This is a genomic window from Clostridium lentum (assembly GCF_014287815.1).
Classification (GTDB): Bacteria; Bacillota; Clostridia; order Clostridiales; family Clostridiaceae; genus Clostridium; species Clostridium lentum.
On record NZ_JACOOQ010000003.1, the window covers coordinates 166547 to 184127 of the forward strand.

Below are 17581 nucleotides of genomic sequence, written 5' to 3' on the forward strand. Positions count from 1 at the left end.
AAAATTGGATACATCACAATATTTAAGTATGTTTTTGGATGAGTCAATGGATAATCTTCAAACACTTAATGAAGCGTTACTTAATTTAGAACAAAATCCAAATGACATAGAAATGTTAAATCAAATTTTTAGAGTGGCACATACTATTAAAGGTATGGCAGCAACTATGGGGTTCACAGCAATGGCTGAATTAACTCATAAAATGGAAGATGTTTTATCTAATTTTAGAGAAGGTAAATTAGAGGTAAGTGAAAATGTTGTTACAGTGCTATTTAATTGTCTTGATACCTTAGAAACTATGGTTAATAATATAGAAGCAGGGGTAGATGATGAAGTTGATGTAACAGATATAGTACAATCCTTGGGAAATATAGTAAATGGTAATGGGAAAGAATTAGAAGTTGTTGTTGAACATGGTGAAGAAGGCGGAAAAGAAGATAAGAAAATAAAGGTTGAGTTAAATCAATATGATATATCAATTGTAAGGCAAGCTATTAAAGGTGGATTTAACACTTTAAATGTTCAGATAAGATTAAGTGAAGAAACATTATTAAAATCTGCAAGAGCTTTCTTAATATTTCAAGAGTTAGAATCACAAGGTGAAATAATAAAATCAAAACCAACAATTGAAGATATAGAAACTGAAAACTTTGACTTTGATATTTATTTCCTTCTTGTAACTAAAAAATCTGCACAAGAAATCAGTGATATTGTTGAAAATATTTCAGAAGTTGTAAGTGTAACAGTTGAAGATGTAGATATAGATATTGAAGATTTAGAACAAGAAGAAGCGCAAGTTCAAAAATCTGAAGTGGTAGCAACTCCTGTTAAACCTAAAGATATTGCAACTAAAAAAGCTCCAGAAGTTAAGAGAGAACCTAGAGCTAACAACAAGAAGGCTCATCAGTCAGTAAGAGTAGATTTACAAAGAATAGATACACTTATGAATATGGTATCAGAACTTGTAATATATAGAACAAGACTTGAACAGATAGTTGTAAATAACAAATCACCAGAATTGGTGGAGACGTTAGAACAAGTTGAGAGAACTACTTCTGATTTACAAGATTTGGTAATGAAGATTAGAATGCTTCCGTTAGATGTTGTATTTAATAGATTCCCTAGAATGATGAGAGATTTAGCTGTTGATTTAGGTAAAGAAATAGATTTTATCATTGAAGGAGCAGATACAGAACTAGATAGAACTGTAATTGATGAAATTGGTGAACCACTTATTCACTTATTAAGAAATTCTGCTGATCATGGAATTGAAAAGAAGGAAGATAGAATAGCAGCTGGAAAGCCAGTGCAAGGTACAGTTAAGCTAATGGCTTACCAAGAAGGTACAAAAGCTATCATAAAGGTTACTGATGATGGTGCAGGAATCAATGTTGATAAGATAAAAGCTAAAGCTGAAAAGGTTGGTATTTCTACATCAGGGCTTACTGAACAAGAAATAAAGAATTTAATATTCCATCAAGGATTCTCAACTAATGAAGTTGTTACAGATGTTTCAGGAAGAGGAGTTGGAATGGACGTTGTAAAGACTAAGATAGAAGCTTTAGGTGGAACAGTAGAATTACATAGTGAACTAGGAAAAGGTACATCATTTATAGTTACTCTTCCATTAACATTACAAATAATTCAAGCTCTATTAGTTAAAGTTGGAGAAGAAACTTTTGCAATTTCTTTAGGATTTATCGATAGAGTTATAGAGTTTAAAGATGAATATGTGAAACAAACTAATGGAGAAGAAGTGATTGTATATAGAGATAAAATTATTCCGTTAGTAAGATTAAATAAAATATTAGGCATTGAATCAGGTTCAAGAGGAAAAGAGTATGTAATAATCGTTAAAATAGGCAATAAATTAAGCGGGTTATTAGTAGATTCTTTACTTGGACAACAAGAAATAGTTATAAAACCATTAGGAAAGATATTTAAAGATACTAGGGCTTATATAGGAGCAACTATATTAGGTGATGGTTTAGTAACGTTAATATTAGATGTTGGTTCATTGGTATAGTGATGAGGTGAGAACGATGGATTATAGAAACTTGAGTTCTATGCAGTTAGATGCATTGAGAGAAGTATTTAATATAGGTTCAGGAAATGCAGCTACATCATTGTCATTTCTTTTGAATAGAAAGATAGATATGGGGATACCCAATATAAAAATAGTAAGGCTAGAAGAGATTTTAGAAAATGACTTAAATAATGAGGTCATTGCAGTATTGGTAAAAGTCATAGGAGAAGCTCCAGGAAATATATTATATGCCTTTGATAAGCATGTTGCTAAAGAAATAATAGAAGCGTTGATTTCTCATAGTGATGTATTTAGCGATATAGGAATGTCTGCTATAGCTGAAATAGGTAATATAATAGCATCATCTTATATGAATTCCATTGTATCATTTACAGGGATTAAAATGATTGCTTCTGTTCCAGCAGTGACTCATGATATGTTTAATGCAATTCTGACCTCGACATTTATTGAGTCAGGTCAATATGATGATTATATTTTAGATATAGAAACATTATTTAAAGGGCACAATGGCCAAGATGTATTAGGACATTTTTACTACATACCGCAGCCAGGGTCTTTAGAAAATATATTGAAGCAATTAGGAATGGTTTAAATTTAGGAGGAATAGAAAAATGGCAAAAATATTAATAGTTGACGACGCAGCGTTTATGAGAATGATGATAAAGGATATTTTAACAAAGAATGGATATGAAGTAGTAGCTGAAGCAGCAAATGGAGTAGAGGCAGTAGAATTATATAAATCACATCAACCAGACTTAGTAACAATGGATATAACAATGCCTGAAATGGATGGAATAGAAGCAGTGAAACAAATTAAAGCAGTTAATCCAGCTGCAAAAGTTATAATGTGTTCAGCAATGGGGCAACAATCAATGGTTATGGATGCTATAAAGGCAGGAGCAAATGACTTTATAGTTAAGCCGTTCCAAGCAGATAGAGTTTTAGAAGCAGTTAAGAAAATAGTAGGATAATATTTTATAGCGGAGGAGTAGCTATGCAATTTATAATCTTTAGATTAGGTAGCGAATATTTTGCTACAGAAACTGAAAAAATACAAAATATAAGTGATATTATGCAAATAACTAAAGTTCCTACAGCACCGTCTTATATAAAAGGTCTTATTAATTTAAGAGGTAGCATCAAACCTTTAGTTGATATTGGTATGCTTTTAAATATTAAAAATCAAAGTGAAAATCAAAATATAATAATATTAAAACTTGATGAAGAAGAAGTGGGAATAGCTGTTGATGAAGTGATAGAAGTGGCAGATATAGACTTAAATATGTTGCAAAACACATCAATAGACAGCAAAGAATATATTAAAGGTGTAATAGAATTTAATAAATATTTATTAACTGTTATTGATATAAATAAAATTGTTAATATATAGATTTAGTAAAAAATAAGGAGGAATATTTATGGCGGAAGTACTATCTCAGGAAGAGATAGATGCACTTTTATCAGCTTTGTCATCAGGAGATGTAGAGCCAGAAACTATAGATTCTGTGGAAGAAGACATACATAAAGTGAAGCAATATGATTTTAAAACCCCACAAAAATTCTCCAAAGATCATATTAGAACATTAGAAAAGGTTCATACTAAATTTGCGAGATTAATAAGCAATTATTTAACTATGCAAACTCGTAAGAGTGTTAAAGTAAATGTAGAAAATGTTGAACAGGTTCCTTATGAAGAGTTCATAAGATCTATTCCAAATCCTACTATAATCTCATATTTTAAGTTACATCCAATGCAAGGAAATATAGTAATGGAATTAAATCCGGAATTTGGTTTTCAAATATTGGATTTACTTTTGGGTGGTTTTGGAGTTAAACGAGGAATAGATAAAGATTTAACTGAAATTGAAAAAAATATACTATCTAAAGTGTGCAGAGAAATTATTGAACAATTAGAATCTGGGTGGTCTGAAATAATGGAAGTAACTCCGGAGTTTGAATCATTAGATACAAATCCTACTGCAAACCAGACATTAGCACCAAATGAGCCTGTGGCGTTAATAAGCTTTTTAGTGGAATTTGGAGAGGATAGTACATATATTAATTTATGTATTCCTTATTTAAGTATAGAAAAGCTTCTAGATAAGTTAGTAGTAGAATATTGGTTAAGAAGTTCTGATGATGAAGATGAAGAAGATTTAGTGGAAATTATTAAGGGAACAATCCAACCTGTAGAGTTAAAAATAAAAGCTGAACTTGGTAAGACTCAAATAAATGTTGAAGAATTTTTGGATTTAGTAGTTGGAGATGTACTAAAGCTAGATACTAAAACAATAGAGCCTATAAAGGTATATGTAGAAGATGAGTTATGCTATAGTGGAAAACCAGGAATTATTGGGAAAATGGCAGGAGTAGAACTTTTAGATACTATAAATAAGGATGTGAAAACAGATGAGTAATGGTTTTTTATCTCAAGATGAAATTAACTCATTATTAAATGGTGAGTTAAATAATGATAATGAAGTTGAAAATAATGAAGAATTATTAAGTGATTTAGAAAAAGATTTGCTAGGGGAAGTTGGAAATATATCTATGGGATCTGCTTCCACAGCATTATATCAATTACTTAATCAAAAAGTTAACATAACAACACCAGTAGTAACGGTGACAACAATAAAACAAATTAAAGAGAATTTTGATGTTCCTAATATAATACTAGATGTAGAATATGTTGAAGGTATTTCTGGAAGAAATATGCTGATGATGAAAATATCAGATGCAGCTGTCATCGCCAATTGCATGATGGGTGGAGATGGAAAAATAGAAAGTGATGAATTATCAGAAATAGAAATAAGTGCAGTGCAAGAAGCTATGAATCAAATGATAGGTTCTGCAGCAACTTCAATGGCTACTATGTTTGGCAGAAGAGTTGATATATCACCTCCTCAATCAACATTATGGGAAAGTAAAGAACAAAGTCTTTCAAACGATATTGAAGAAGAAGAAAAGGTAGTTAGGATTTCTTTTGATTTAGAAGTAGGAGATGTATTAAAGTCTAATATAATGCAAATATTACCTTTAAATACAGCAAAGAAAATTGTTTCTATTATGATGGGAGAAGAGCAAGTACAAGCTCCGGTAGATGCACCTGTAAGTGAGCCAGCACCAACACCGGCATCAGCATCTACTATGCCAAGTTCACCACAACCAACATATGAAGCACCGGTACATGGGCAGCCAGCATATCAACAGCCTGCATATGAAGTACCTGCAAATTATGCACCACCTATGAGTCATACACAACCAATGATGCAACCATCAGTGGAAGTACAAAAAGCAAACTTTGCACCATTAGGGACAGAACACGTAAGAAAGTCTCATGATAATATTGATTTAATATTAGATGTTGCATTAGATATATCTGTTGTTTTAGGAAGAACTAAAAAGAGTATAAGAGATATTTTAAATCTAGGAAATGGATCTCTTATAGAATTAAATAGATTAGCAGATGAGCCAGTGGAAGTGCTTGTAAATGGCAAGGTTATAGCTGAAGGAGAAGTTGTTGTTATAGATGAAAACTTCGGAGTAAGAATTAATAACATTGTTAGTGGAGCAGACAGAATAAAGAGTTTAAGATAAGTAAAAATAAGAAAGACAGTATATAAATCTTATGATTATATGCTGTCTTATTTGTATTATATAAAAATATTAAGGTATGTTATAATATTTATAATTTAATAATGAAGTTAATATTATTTAGATGTGAGGTGATATAAATGTCAAACTATTTAAACACTAATGTACTTTTAGAAAACTATAAAAATTTATATAGAAGTAAATATTTTATAGATAAATCTTTAATTATAGATAGTTTAAATCAATTATTAAATACCTCTGATAAGTATGTATGTATAACAAGACCAAGAAGGTTTGGAAAATCTTCAATAGCAAGTATGATTGGAGCTTATTATTCAAAAGCCGTAAAGTCAAAAGAAATTTTTGATAATCTTAAAATAAGTAGTAGTGAAAGTTATATGGAAAATCTTAATAAATACAATGTTATAAGTATATCATTTAATGAAATACCTGATAACATGAAAAGTTATGATGACTATATAAATATGATTAGAACACAACTTATTAGAGATATAACAGAAAAATATACTCATATTAAAGCAGATAAATATTTTAATATAAGTTCTATGCTTATGGATACACAAGAAAAATTTATTTTTATCTTTGATGAATGGGATTATATTTTTAATAATAATATGTTTGTAGAAAATCAAAATGACTTTTTAGAGTTTTTGAGAAATTTATTAAAGGATCAGCCCTATGTATCTCTTTGTTATATGACAGGAGTATTACCAATAAAAAAATATTCAAGTGGCTCAGCACTTAATATGTTTGATGAATATACATTTTTGAAGGACAGAAGCTTTGGTGAGTATTTTGGTTTTACAGAATATGAGACACTAGAACTTTGCAATAAAAATGGAAAGCTAAGATTTGAAGAAGTTGAAGCTTGGTATAATGGTTATTTAACAGCTACAGGCATAAGAATTTACAATCCACGTTCTGTAGTAAAAGCACTTAAAAATAATTATTGTGAAAGTTATTGGACTAATACTGGAGCTATGGATGAAGTGGTAGAATATCTTAAATATAATACTTTAGATATTTGTGATGATGTTATAGAAATGGTTTCAGGAGAGGAAATTGATATAACAATAAATGAAGAATTTAGAGCTGGACAAAGAGCACCTAGAACAAAAAAAGAAATTTATTCAGCAATGATAGTATTAGGATTTTTATCGTATTATGATGGTTATTTAAAAATTCCCAACAAAGAGCTTATGCAAGAATTTGAGAAAGCTTTAGAAGATAAATCCTTTGGATATGTATCAGTAAAATTGAAGAATTAAGATAAAATATACTTTTATGCAAAAGAAATGCAAAATACTGACTTGAGATTTAAATAAGTCAGTATTTTTTATGCAAATAAACATAATAAATACTATAAATTTTTATAAGTGTATTACGATAATTAGTTAAAGGGAATATTCATAAGGGAGGTAAGAGACATGAATATTAACGGAGTAAGAACACAAGGAGTTACAAATATATATGCTTCTAATGGAGCAAGAAAAATAAAAGAAACTAATACAGATATAGGAAAAGATAAAATTGAAATATCTGAATTAGGAAGAAACTTAAGTATGTATGATAATGTAGATTTTAATATAGATAATAGTGCTAAAATAGAAGAGCTTAAAGCAAAAATCCAAAATGGCACTTATAATGTAGATGCTAGATTAACAGCACAAAGTATTTTAAATAATATAAAAGAAGGAAGATGAATAAATGATAAATAATCTTATAGGTATTATTCAAAAAGAAACAGAAGCATTAAAAGGGCTATTGGTAATTTTAGAAAAACAATATAAGAGTATCATAAATAAAGAAACCTTTGAACTAGATGCAATAGTAGATGAAATAAAACTAGCTAATAGAGAAGTAGCTAAGCAGGAAGTTGAAAGAAGAAAGCTTCTTAATGGAAAAAAAGTACAAGATATAATTAATGAAAGCGGAAATAAAGAGTTAGACAGAGTTTATAGAGAAATAAAAATGGTTTTAGAAAGTATTAAACATCAAAATGAAACCAACGACTTATTAATAAAACAACAATTGGTTTTTACAAATAGAATGTTAAATATAATAAATCCTAAAAGAGAAAAAGGAACTTATAATTCCTATGGAAGATTATAAAATAAAAGGAGAATTTTAATATGGCAAGTATATTTTCTACGTTTAACACAGCAAAAAGTGGACTGACGGTGCATCAAAGTGGAATCAATGTTACATCTCATAACATTGCCAATTCATCTACAGTAGGGTATTCAAGACAAAGAGCAAAAATACAGACATCAAGACCTATTACATTAGGAGCAGAAGCAGGGCAAGTAGGTACAGGAGCTCAAATTTCAGCCATTGAAAGAGTAAGAGATTCTTTTTTAGACTATCAAGTGAGAGTTGAAACAGCAGAACTTGGCAAGTATTCAACAAAGTTAGATTACTTATCACAAGTGGAAGGGATTTTTAATGAACCTTCAGATACAGGAATTTCTACAGCACTATCAGATTTCTTTGATGCTTTTCAAGAATTATCAAAGCAAAGTACAAGTTCCAGTACAAGAGTTGTTGTTACTCAAAAGACAAAAACTTTATGTGATTTATTAAATAACACATATTCAAAACTTGAAAAATTACAAGAAAATTCAGTGGAATCTGTTAAAAATAGTGTAAAAGAAGTTAATAGTATATTAGAGCAATTAACAACAGTAAATAATCAAATAAGAATTGCCAGCATAACAGGTGATCAACCAAATGACTTAATGGATAGCAGAGATAATCTGTTAGATGAATTAAGCAGTAAATTTGGTATAGATGTTGATAAAACTCAATTTAATGGTAATGATATTACTGCTACCGGAATTGGAGCAAATTTAAACCCATTAGTTAATTCAGAACCTAATGGTGAAGTAACAAGATTATCATTTATTTCAGAAATTAAAGATAATGGAAATGGTAGTCATACAATAAGCTACTTTGTTAATGGTGATACTGAAAAACCTAAAACTATAACTGTATCAGGATTAGCAGCTACTGAAGTAGATACTTTAAAGAAAACAAGAATATTACTTACAGATGGCAATGGAGAAATGCTTGATGGTCAAGGAAATATAGTGAAAGATGGAGGAAATATAGCAAATCCTATTGAAAAGTTCATACCAAAATCAGGAGAAATAGCTGGAGCTATAGAAGTTCAAGATAGTATTGGAAGTTATATGAATCAATTAGATAAAATGGCTAAAGGGTTAGCATTGTCAGTAAATGCTATTCACAGTGGTTCAATGGATTCTAATATAAAGGATACAACTAAAACTTTAGACTTTTTTGTAGCTTCTGATGGAAAAGATGAAGCAGGTATAAGTGCTAAAAATATTTCAATAAATACTTTAATTTTAGAAAATCCTTCACTTATTAACACTAAAGAAAATGCTGATGCAGGAGAAGGAGATGGAAGTAGAGCCTTAGCCATAGCACAATTACAAAGCACATTAATATCTATAAGCAAAATAGATAGCACTACAACAAGGACTCAATTATGCAAGTTTACCAATGGTAGCACTATGTCATTAGTTAATGATGTTGCCAGTGGAACAAAGGTTGAGTCATACTTTCAAGACGTAGTTGATAAATTAGGAGTTGAAGCACAACATGCCAAGAGAGTTGTTTCCAATGAAGAAGATTTATTAAATTCATTAGATATAAGTAGGCTTTCAGTTTCAGGTGTTTCACTGGATGAAGAAATGACTAACTTAATTCAATATCAAAAGGCATATAGTGCCAATGCAAAAACAATAACTACTGTTAGTGATATGCTAGATATTATTTTAGGATTAATTTAAGGAGAAAAATTATGAGAGTTACAAATCAAATGATGAGCACAACGTATTTAAAAGACTTAAATAAAAATTTAAATAATTTAAATACTTTAAATAAACAATTAACTACAGGAAAAGAAATTAGTAAGCCTTCTGATAATCCTTTTAAAACAGCAAGAATAATGCAAATGTACTCAGATATATCTGCCAATAAACAATATAATGAAAACATTAAAGACACTATTAACTGGCTAGATACCACTGATGTAGCTTTAGAACAAATAGGAAATTCAGCACAAAGAATAAGAGAGCTGATGGTTTCAGCAGGAAATGCTTCTTATGGTAGTGATGAAAAAAATGCTCTTAAAGAAGAAATCAATGAAAAAATTAATGAAATAGCACAAGTTTTAAACACTAATTATGATGGTAAATACATCTTTGGAGGAACTAAAAGTTTATCTAAACCTGTTGGAGTAGAAAAAGATAGCAATGGTAACAATATATTAGTATTTAAAGATGATAATGGAAATTCCTTTAATGAAGAAGGAAAAGCCTATATAAAAAATGCCGATGGCACTATTACAAGAGATGCCAATGGAAATTTAGCAGTGGAAGCAAATCCAAAGCCAGAATATGAAAAATTATTAAATCAAATGAATGCTAATTTAAGTGTTGAAGTATCTAATGGTGTAAACATGAATTATAACGTAGGAACTCCAAGTATATTAACTTTAAAAAATGGAAATAACGTTATGAAGTTATTAAATGATGTTGTTAACAACTTAGATAAAGTAGATAGTAGTGATGTTATAAAAGGCAATTTAGAAGAAATGGATTTATTTGTATCTAATGTAAGTAGTATAAGAGGTGAAGTTGGAGCAAAGCAAAACAGAATGGATTCAGCTAAAACTCAAAATGAAGAGCAAAACTTAACTATGAAAGATGTACTTTCAAAAACTGAAGATATTGATATAGCAGAAAAGACTATAGATTTAGCAACTCTTCAAGCTATATATCAAGCATCACTTCAAGTAAGTGCATCTATAATTCAAAAATCACTGGTAGATTATATTTAGGAGGGAAAATTTATGGAGGTTATATCACCTGTTCATGGAAAAATAACTTATGATGAAAATGAAATAATTAAATTTGAAAAAACTATATTGGGCTTTGATGAATTGCATAATTTCATATTAAGAAAAGTGGAAAATAGTAACTTTACAATACTTCAATCCATTGAAGATGAAAAAATCTCTTTTGTACTTGTATCTCCTTTTGATGTAGAAAGTGATTATGAAATTAAATTAAGCAATGAAACTATAGAAAGAATAAAAGCCAAATTTGCTAGCGATGTCAGTGTATTTTCTTTAGTAACTTTAAGTAGTGATATCAAAAAAATTACTGCTAATTTAAAAGCACCAGTGGTTATTAATGTTAATGAAAACTTAGGTGAACAAGTAATTATAGATAAAGAAAAATATAAAATAAAACATCCTTTAGTTAAGGAGTGATATAAATGCTAGTTGTTAGAAGAAAAAAAGGTGAAAGTATTTTAATTGGAGACAATATTGAAATAAGTATTGCAGCCATAGAAAATGGTACTGTAAAACTAGCAATAAATGCTCCAAAAGAAGTTCAAATATTAAGAAAAGAACTATACATAGAAGTAGAAAAAGAAAATAAAGAAGCTGTAAGCTTAAATATAGATATTTTAAAAAATTTAAAATTAAAATAATTAACATACGGAGGCGAATAATTATGCATCCAAATGCATATGGAGTATATAAAAATAATAGTGTGAATTTTGCATCTAAGGAACAGATGCTTTTAATGCTTTTAGATGGAGCCGTTAAGTTTGCTAAGAGAGGAAAGCTTGCAATACAAGAAAAAGATATAAAAATGGCTCATAATAGTATAACAAGAACACAAGATATATTTACAGAATTAAAAGTAACTCTTGACCCAAATGCAGGAGATTGGGCAAAACAAATGTTTAATGTATATTCATTTATAAATGATAGATTACTTCAAGCTAATATAAAGAAGGACGAAGCTATTATGGATGAAGTAATACCTTTAATAGAAGAAGTAAGAAATATATGGAATGAAGCTTATAAGTTAAGTGTAGGTCAAAGATAAGGAGTGTTAACAAATGACAAGAATAACAGGGTTAGCCACAGGTCTTGATGTAGATTCAGTAGTACAAGAAACTATGCAAGCATATCAAACAAAGATAGATACAGTAGATCAGCAAAAAATGGTGCTAGAATTACAACAAGAAATGTATAGAGAAGTAATAAAGGATTGTAGAGACTTTTATGATAAATATTTTAATGTAGGTAAAAGTGATAGTATTTTACTTCAAAGAAATTGGGGTACTACAACTTTTGAGTCAGCTAGTTCAGCAGTTACTGTAACTTCCAGTGGAGGAGCAGAAGCAGCTAATTACTCTGTGGAAGTTACAAGTTTAGCAAAGGCTGCCTCATATACAATGCCTGTTAATGATGCTAAAGGAACTTTTTATATAAATAATATAAAAGTTGAAATAGATGAAACTAAAAGCACTAGTGAAAAAGTAGTTGCTATAAATGAAGCTTTAAAAAATAGTGGTGTTACTGCTAAATATAGTGAATTTTCTAAGGGGATAGTATTTACTACTGATAAATTAGGTGCAGATCAAAGTATAAGTATAAGTGAAGCAAAAACAGAAACTAAAAAGGGTGAATTTTTTAAAGAGTTAGAAAGTAAGTTTAATGCTATAACAAGTGATGAAGATAAAAAGAAATTTGAAATTGAAGTTGCAGGTAAGAATATAACAGTAGATCTTTCAGAAGGTTTTTCACAAGGGAAAATAGAAGAAGCTATGAAAAAAGAAGGTGTATATGTTAAACAAGGTGAAAATGGAGAGTATACTGTAAGCGAACGTGGAAATGAAAAGAATAAAGTAAATGGAACTAATTGTGAAGCAATTATCTATAAAGATGGTGAAAAGTATGAAGTTTCAGGAAGTAATTCCAATAGTATTACTTTAGATGGTGTTACTTTTAAGTTTAATAATGTAACTTCTGAAAAAGTTAATATTACAAGTAAAACTGATGTTACAAAAGCAAAAGATAATATAGTTAAATTTGTTAATGATTATAATACTTTAATGGAAAAATTAAATACATTAATTAGTGAAAAAAGAGATAGTAGTTATATGCCATTAACAAATGCTCAAAAAGAAGAAATGAGTGAAAAAGAAATTGAACTTTGGGAAAAGAAAGTAAAAGTAGGGCAGTTAAGTAGAGATAGTGATTTAACAAGAATAAGAAATGCAATGAAAACAGCTATGAGTTCATTGGTAGGAAGTTCTGGACAATCTTTAAAATCTTTTGGAATTACTGCGGTAACTGATTATAGTGGAACTAAAAATGGAACTTTTTCTATTGATGAAGATAAATTAACGAAAGCATTGGAAAATAATCCAGAAGATGTTATGAAAGTATTTATAAATAATAGTGATGATGCTTCTGAAAAAGGTGTATTACAACAATTAAAATCTATATTTGATAAAGAAACTCAAAACTCAACTGGATCATTACTTAAGAAAGCTGGTATTGAAGGTTCTGCCACAGCATCAAACAATACTTTAAGTAGAAGGATTGCTCAATATGAAACTAAAATTTCTAGAATGCAAACTTTATTTGCTACTAAGCAACAAGCGTTATATAGTAAATATGCAAGATTAGAAACATTAATGAATAATTTAAATAATCAATCTAGTTCATTAACTTCAATGTTCTCTAGCTAGGAGTGTTTATTATGGAAGAACTTTTAAAAGAATATAAAAGAATTTCAGATAAAATATTATATGAAATTATGAAAGATGATTTGGAAAGTGCTGAAAATTCCATGAAAGTAAGACAGGATATATTAAATAAATTATCAGAACTATCAATAAATAAAAATATAGATATTGAAAAAAATTTTGGTATATTAACTGTTGATAAAAAAATAGAAGAAGAATTACAAAAAAGTAAACTAAATTTAAAAGAGCAACTTGATGAAATTAAGAGACAAAAAGCTGCTCAAAATGTTTATGGAAAACAATTTGAAGATATATATTTTTTAAATAAACAAATTTAATTATCCATTTATTACATAAATAAAAATAATAAAAAACTATAAAGTAAAATAAATATAAGACGAATATATAAAGGTAAGGTTATTAAACATTACAAAAATAAACAAAAAATAAAAGACAAGGACGTCAAGGAAAATCAAGGAGGAAAATAAAAATGATTATTAATCATAATATGAATGCGTTAAATGCGCACAGAAACATGGGAATTAACAATACAGCTGCTGGGAAATCAATGGAGAAATTATCTTCAGGTTTAAGAATAAACAGAGCTGGAGATGATGCTGCAGGTCTAGCAATATCAGAAAAAATGAGAGGGCAAATAAGAGGTTTAACTCAAGCTTCAAGAAACTCAGCAGATGGTATATCAATGATCCAAACAGCAGAAGGAGCATTAAACGAAACTACTAATATTCTTCAAAGAATGAGAGAATTAGCAGTACAAGCATCAAATGATACAAATACAACTAGTGATAGAGAAGAAATTCAAAAAGAAATCAATGCATTAACTGAAGAAGTTGATAGAATTGCTAATAACACAGAGTTCAACACTCAAAAATTATTAAATGGAAGTAAGAGTGGAGAAGAAGGTGATTTAGTAAGAGATGAAGTTAAAGAAGTAAAAGGTGAATTTACAATTGATTTAGCTAAAGATTTAATAGCTAAAGATAAATTGGTTATTGATGGAAAAGTAGTTGAATTTGAAGCAGCAGATGTAGCTAATAATGATAAAATTAAAGAGAAATTAGCAAAAGTTTTTGATGGATATGATATTACAGTTAATAGTGCAAAAAGTATATCGTTAAAACAAAAAGTTGGAAATGATAAAGACGAATTTAAGGTAACTTTAAATGGTTCAGATGCAGGAGTTGATGCTAAAGTAAAAACTGATGGTGTAACTCAAAGAGATACAGAATTTAGTGAAGGAAAAGTAAGTGTTCAAGTTGGAGCTAATGCAGAGCAATCAATGAGTATTGAAATAGGAGATATGAGAGCACAAGCTTTAAAAATAGTAAATGATAAAGGTAGAGGATTAAGTGTAGAAACAGCACAAAGTGCTAATGAAGCTATAACTGCATTTGATGCAGCTTTAAATGCAGTATCATCTCAAAGAGCTAATTTAGGGGCAGTACAAAATAGACTTGAATACACAATATCTAACTTAGATAACACTGCAGAAAACTTAACATCAGCAGAATCTACATTAAGAGATGTTGATATGGCTAAAGAAATGATGGAATATTCTAAGAATAATATTTTAAATCAAGCTGCACAAGCAATGATTTCTCAAGCTAATCAACAACCACAAAATGTATTACAATTATTAAGATAATATAGTACTAATTTAAGAGTGAATATTAATTATTCTTTTTTGAAAAAGATATAGTTATTGAGTTAAACAAGATAATATATAGAATTTAAAAAACTATAAAGTAAAATAAATTAAGACGAATATATAGATGTAAGGTCATTAGACATTATGAACTATAAATAAAACTAAAAGACAAGGATGTCAAGGAAAATCAAGGAGGAAAATAAAAATGATTATTAATCATAATATGAATGCATTAAATGCGCACAGAAACATGGGAATAAACAATACAGCTGCTGGGAAATCAATGGAGAAATTATCTTCAGGTTTAAGAATTAATAGAGCTGGAGACGATGCAGCAGGGCTAGCAATATCAGAAAAAATGAGAGGACAAATAAGAGGATTAACTCAAGCTTCTAGAAACTCAGCTGATGGTATATCAATGATTCAAACAGCAGAAGGAGCTTTAAATGAAACTACTAATATTCTTCAAAGAATGAGAGAATTAGCAGTACAAGCATCAAATGATACAAATACAACAAGTGATAGAGAAGAAATCCAAAAGGAAATCAATGCATTAACAGAAGAAGTTGATAGAATTGCTAATAATACAGAATTTAACACTCAAAAACTATTAAATGGAAGCAAGAGTGGGGAAGCTGGAGATTTAGTAAGAGACGAGGTTAAAGAAGTAAAAGGTGAATTTACAATAGAATTAGATAGAGATTTAACAGATAAAGATAAATTGATTATTGATGGAAAAGTTATAGAGTTTGATACAGCTAGTACAGCAGGTGAAACAGAAATAAAAACAAAATTAGAAGGTGTTCTTGATAGTTATGATATTACTGTAACAGGTAAAACAAAAATAAAATTAGTTCAAAAAGTAGGAATAGATAAAGATGAATTTAAAGTTTCATTTAATGGTTCTCAAGCTGGTGTTACAACTAAGAAAACTGATGGTGTAGCACAAAGAGATAAAGAATTTAGTGAAGGAAAAGTATCTGTTCAAGTTGGGGCAAATGCTGATCAATCTATGAGTATTGAAATTGGAGATATGAGAGCACAAGCTTTAAAAATAGTAAATGATAAAGGTAGAGGATTAAGTGTTGAAACAGCACAAAGTGCTAATGAAGCAATAACTGCATTTGATGCGGCTTTAAATGCAGTATCATCTCAAAGAGCAAATTTAGGGGCAGTGCAAAATAGATTAGAATATACAATATCTAACTTAGATAATACTGCAGAAAACTTAACATCAGCAGAATCTACATTAAGAGATGTTGATATGGCTAAGGAAATGATGGAATATTCTAAGAATAATATCTTAAATCAAGCTGCTCAAGCTATGATTTCTCAAGCTAACCAACAACCACAAAACGTATTACAATTATTAAGATAGTTGATTAATAATTTAAGGGGCTTTATCAAAATAATATTTGATACTAGCCGATAAAAAAAGGGAATTCGTATTTGAATTCCCTTTTTTGCATATAATATCGTTATGAAAAACTTCAAAAAGAATGTGATACCTATGCAACAAATAGGTTTTCCAATACAGGTCCCTTTTATACCTAAAGAAGATGATCCTGTAAGACTGCTATTTGAAGTTACGGAGGGATTAGATTATACAAATTTATATAAAACATACTCTACATTAGATAGAAATCCAGCAGTCGATCCAGTCACTTTATTTAGGATATTAATATATGGAGATATGAACAAAATATATTCCAGTAGAGAATTAGAAAAAGCTTGCAAACGTGATATAAACTTTATTTGGCTTTTGCAAGGGCAAAAGGCTCCGGATCATAATACAATTGCTAGATTTAGAAGTCAACGTTTAGCAAAGTGCCTTCGTGATTTATTTAATCAACTTATTATTTATTTAGGAGAAAATAATGAAATTCAATATGAAAATTTATTTGTAGATGGTGCAAAAATCGAAGCGAATGCTAATAAGTATACTTTTATATGGAAAAAAGTAACTGATAAATTTGAAAATAAACTACAAGAAAAAATTAAAGATACTTTAAAACATTTAAAAGATGAGTTAGATATAAAAATCAATATTAATAATGATAAAATAACAGTTGATTTCGTATCTAAAATATTACACAAGTTAGATACTATTAAAGTTGAAAATAAAATTGAATTTGTTCATGGAAAAGGTAAAAGAAAAAGCAAATTGCAAAAATACTTTGAATCACTTGAAGAATTTATAGAAAAACAAAATAAATATGATGAATATAATAGCATCTTTGATGGTCGAAATAGCTTTTCAAAAACTGATAAAGATGCGACTTTCATGCATATGAAAGAAGACCATATGAAAAATGGTCAACTTAAACCAGGGTATAATATTCAAATTGGTGTTGAAGGAGAATACATAGTCGGTGTTGATGTTTCAAGTGAAAGAGCGGATCAATTAACATTCATACCATTTCTTAATAAACTTGAAAATGATTTACCTGAAAAATTTAAAAATGATATTAGTAAGAGAGAAAATATGACTTATAATGCTGATGATGATTATTACATATGTGCCTATGGAAAAAGATTAGTTCCTGTTTAAAGCAAAATTAAAGTATCTAAATCTAACTATAAATCAGTAGTGACCATTTACGAAAGTGAAAACTGTAATGGCTGTCCATATAAAGATAAATGTACTAAAGCTAAAGGGAATAAGAGAC

17 protein-coding genes and 2 pseudogenes are annotated in these 17581 nt (G+C 29.0%); all 19 read left to right on the plus strand.

What is annotated here, in order from left to right; all coding sequences use genetic code 11:
- Window positions 1–4 precede the first annotated feature (4 nt).
- Window positions 5–2026, plus strand: a complete 2022-nt coding sequence (locus H8R92_RS03215; RefSeq protein WP_186834717.1) for a chemotaxis protein CheA — start codon at window positions 5–7, stop codon at window positions 2024–2026.
- Window positions 2027–2042: 16 nt separating this feature from the next.
- Window positions 2043–2639 carry a chemotaxis protein CheC gene (locus H8R92_RS03220; RefSeq protein ID WP_186834718.1) on the plus strand — a complete coding sequence of 199 codons (597 nt, stop codon included), beginning with the start codon at window positions 2043–2045 and terminating at the stop codon, window positions 2637–2639.
- A gap of 19 nt (window positions 2640–2658) precedes the next feature.
- Window positions 2659–3018 (plus strand): response regulator, encoded by a 360-nt coding sequence (locus tag H8R92_RS03225; protein WP_022169231.1) that lies wholly within the window; start codon window positions 2659–2661, stop codon window positions 3016–3018.
- Between the two features lie 23 nt (window positions 3019–3041).
- Window positions 3042–3437, plus strand: a complete 396-nt coding sequence (locus tag H8R92_RS03230) for a chemotaxis protein CheW (protein WP_022169230.1) — start codon at window positions 3042–3044, stop codon at window positions 3435–3437.
- Window positions 3438–3465: 28 nt separating this feature from the next.
- On the plus strand, window positions 3466–4464 hold the full coding sequence (gene fliM, locus H8R92_RS03235; protein WP_022169229.1) for a flagellar motor switch protein FliM: 999 nt from the start codon (window positions 3466–3468) through the stop codon (window positions 4462–4464).
- On the plus strand, window positions 4457–5644 hold the full coding sequence (fliY, locus tag H8R92_RS03240; RefSeq protein WP_186834719.1) for a flagellar motor switch phosphatase FliY: 1188 nt from the start codon (window positions 4457–4459) through the stop codon (window positions 5642–5644). The genes fliM and fliY overlap by 8 nt, the downstream gene beginning before the upstream one ends.
- 137 nt (window positions 5645–5781) lie before the next feature.
- Window positions 5782–6927: pseudogene (locus H8R92_RS03245) on the plus strand (AAA family ATPase); the annotation flags it as partial.
- Between the two features lie 162 nt (window positions 6928–7089).
- The gene (locus H8R92_RS03250) at window positions 7090–7365 is read left to right on the plus strand and encodes a flagellar biosynthesis anti-sigma factor FlgM (protein ID WP_186834721.1); all 276 of its coding nucleotides are present in this window, start codon (window positions 7090–7092) and stop codon (window positions 7363–7365) included.
- 4 nt (window positions 7366–7369) lie between these two features.
- Complete coding sequence (locus tag H8R92_RS03255; protein ID WP_022169225.1) at window positions 7370–7774, plus strand: flagellar protein FlgN; 405 nt, start codon at window positions 7370–7372, stop codon at window positions 7772–7774.
- A gap of 20 nt (window positions 7775–7794) precedes the next feature.
- Window positions 7795–9477 carry a flagellar hook-associated protein FlgK gene (gene flgK, locus H8R92_RS03260; RefSeq protein ID WP_186834722.1) on the plus strand — a complete coding sequence of 561 codons (1683 nt, stop codon included), beginning with the start codon at window positions 7795–7797 and terminating at the stop codon, window positions 9475–9477.
- Window positions 9478–9488: 11 nt separating this feature from the next.
- The gene (flgL, locus tag H8R92_RS03265) at window positions 9489–10529 is read left to right on the plus strand and encodes a flagellar hook-associated protein FlgL (protein WP_186834723.1); all 1041 of its coding nucleotides are present in this window, start codon (window positions 9489–9491) and stop codon (window positions 10527–10529) included.
- Between the two features lie 12 nt (window positions 10530–10541).
- Window positions 10542–10964: a flagellar assembly protein FliW gene (gene fliW, locus H8R92_RS03270; protein WP_186834724.1), complete on the plus strand. Its 423-nt coding sequence runs from the start codon at window positions 10542–10544 to the stop codon at window positions 10962–10964.
- A 5-nt stretch (window positions 10965–10969) separates the two neighbouring features.
- Window positions 10970–11188, plus strand: coding sequence for a carbon storage regulator CsrA (gene csrA / locus H8R92_RS03275; RefSeq protein WP_186834725.1), 219 nt, complete (start codon window positions 10970–10972; stop codon window positions 11186–11188).
- 23 nt (window positions 11189–11211) lie between these two features.
- Window positions 11212–11592 (plus strand): flagellar export chaperone FliS, encoded by a 381-nt coding sequence (fliS, locus tag H8R92_RS03280; protein ID WP_186834726.1) that lies wholly within the window; start codon window positions 11212–11214, stop codon window positions 11590–11592.
- A 13-nt stretch (window positions 11593–11605) separates the two neighbouring features.
- Complete coding sequence (gene fliD / locus H8R92_RS03285; protein WP_186834727.1) at window positions 11606–13246, plus strand: flagellar filament capping protein FliD; 1641 nt, start codon at window positions 11606–11608, stop codon at window positions 13244–13246.
- 11 nt (window positions 13247–13257) lie between these two features.
- Entirely contained in the window at window positions 13258–13581 is a 324-nt protein-coding gene (locus tag H8R92_RS03290) for a hypothetical protein (protein WP_186834728.1), read from the plus strand.
- 152 nt (window positions 13582–13733) lie between these two features.
- Complete coding sequence (locus H8R92_RS03295) at window positions 13734–14909, plus strand: flagellin N-terminal helical domain-containing protein (RefSeq protein ID WP_186834729.1); 1176 nt, start codon at window positions 13734–13736, stop codon at window positions 14907–14909.
- A 208-nt stretch (window positions 14910–15117) separates the two neighbouring features.
- The gene (locus H8R92_RS03300; protein ID WP_186834730.1) at window positions 15118–16290 is read left to right on the plus strand and encodes a flagellin N-terminal helical domain-containing protein; all 1173 of its coding nucleotides are present in this window, start codon (window positions 15118–15120) and stop codon (window positions 16288–16290) included.
- A 123-nt stretch (window positions 16291–16413) separates the two neighbouring features.
- Window positions 16414–17581, plus strand: a pseudogene (locus H8R92_RS03305) (transposase); the annotation flags it as partial.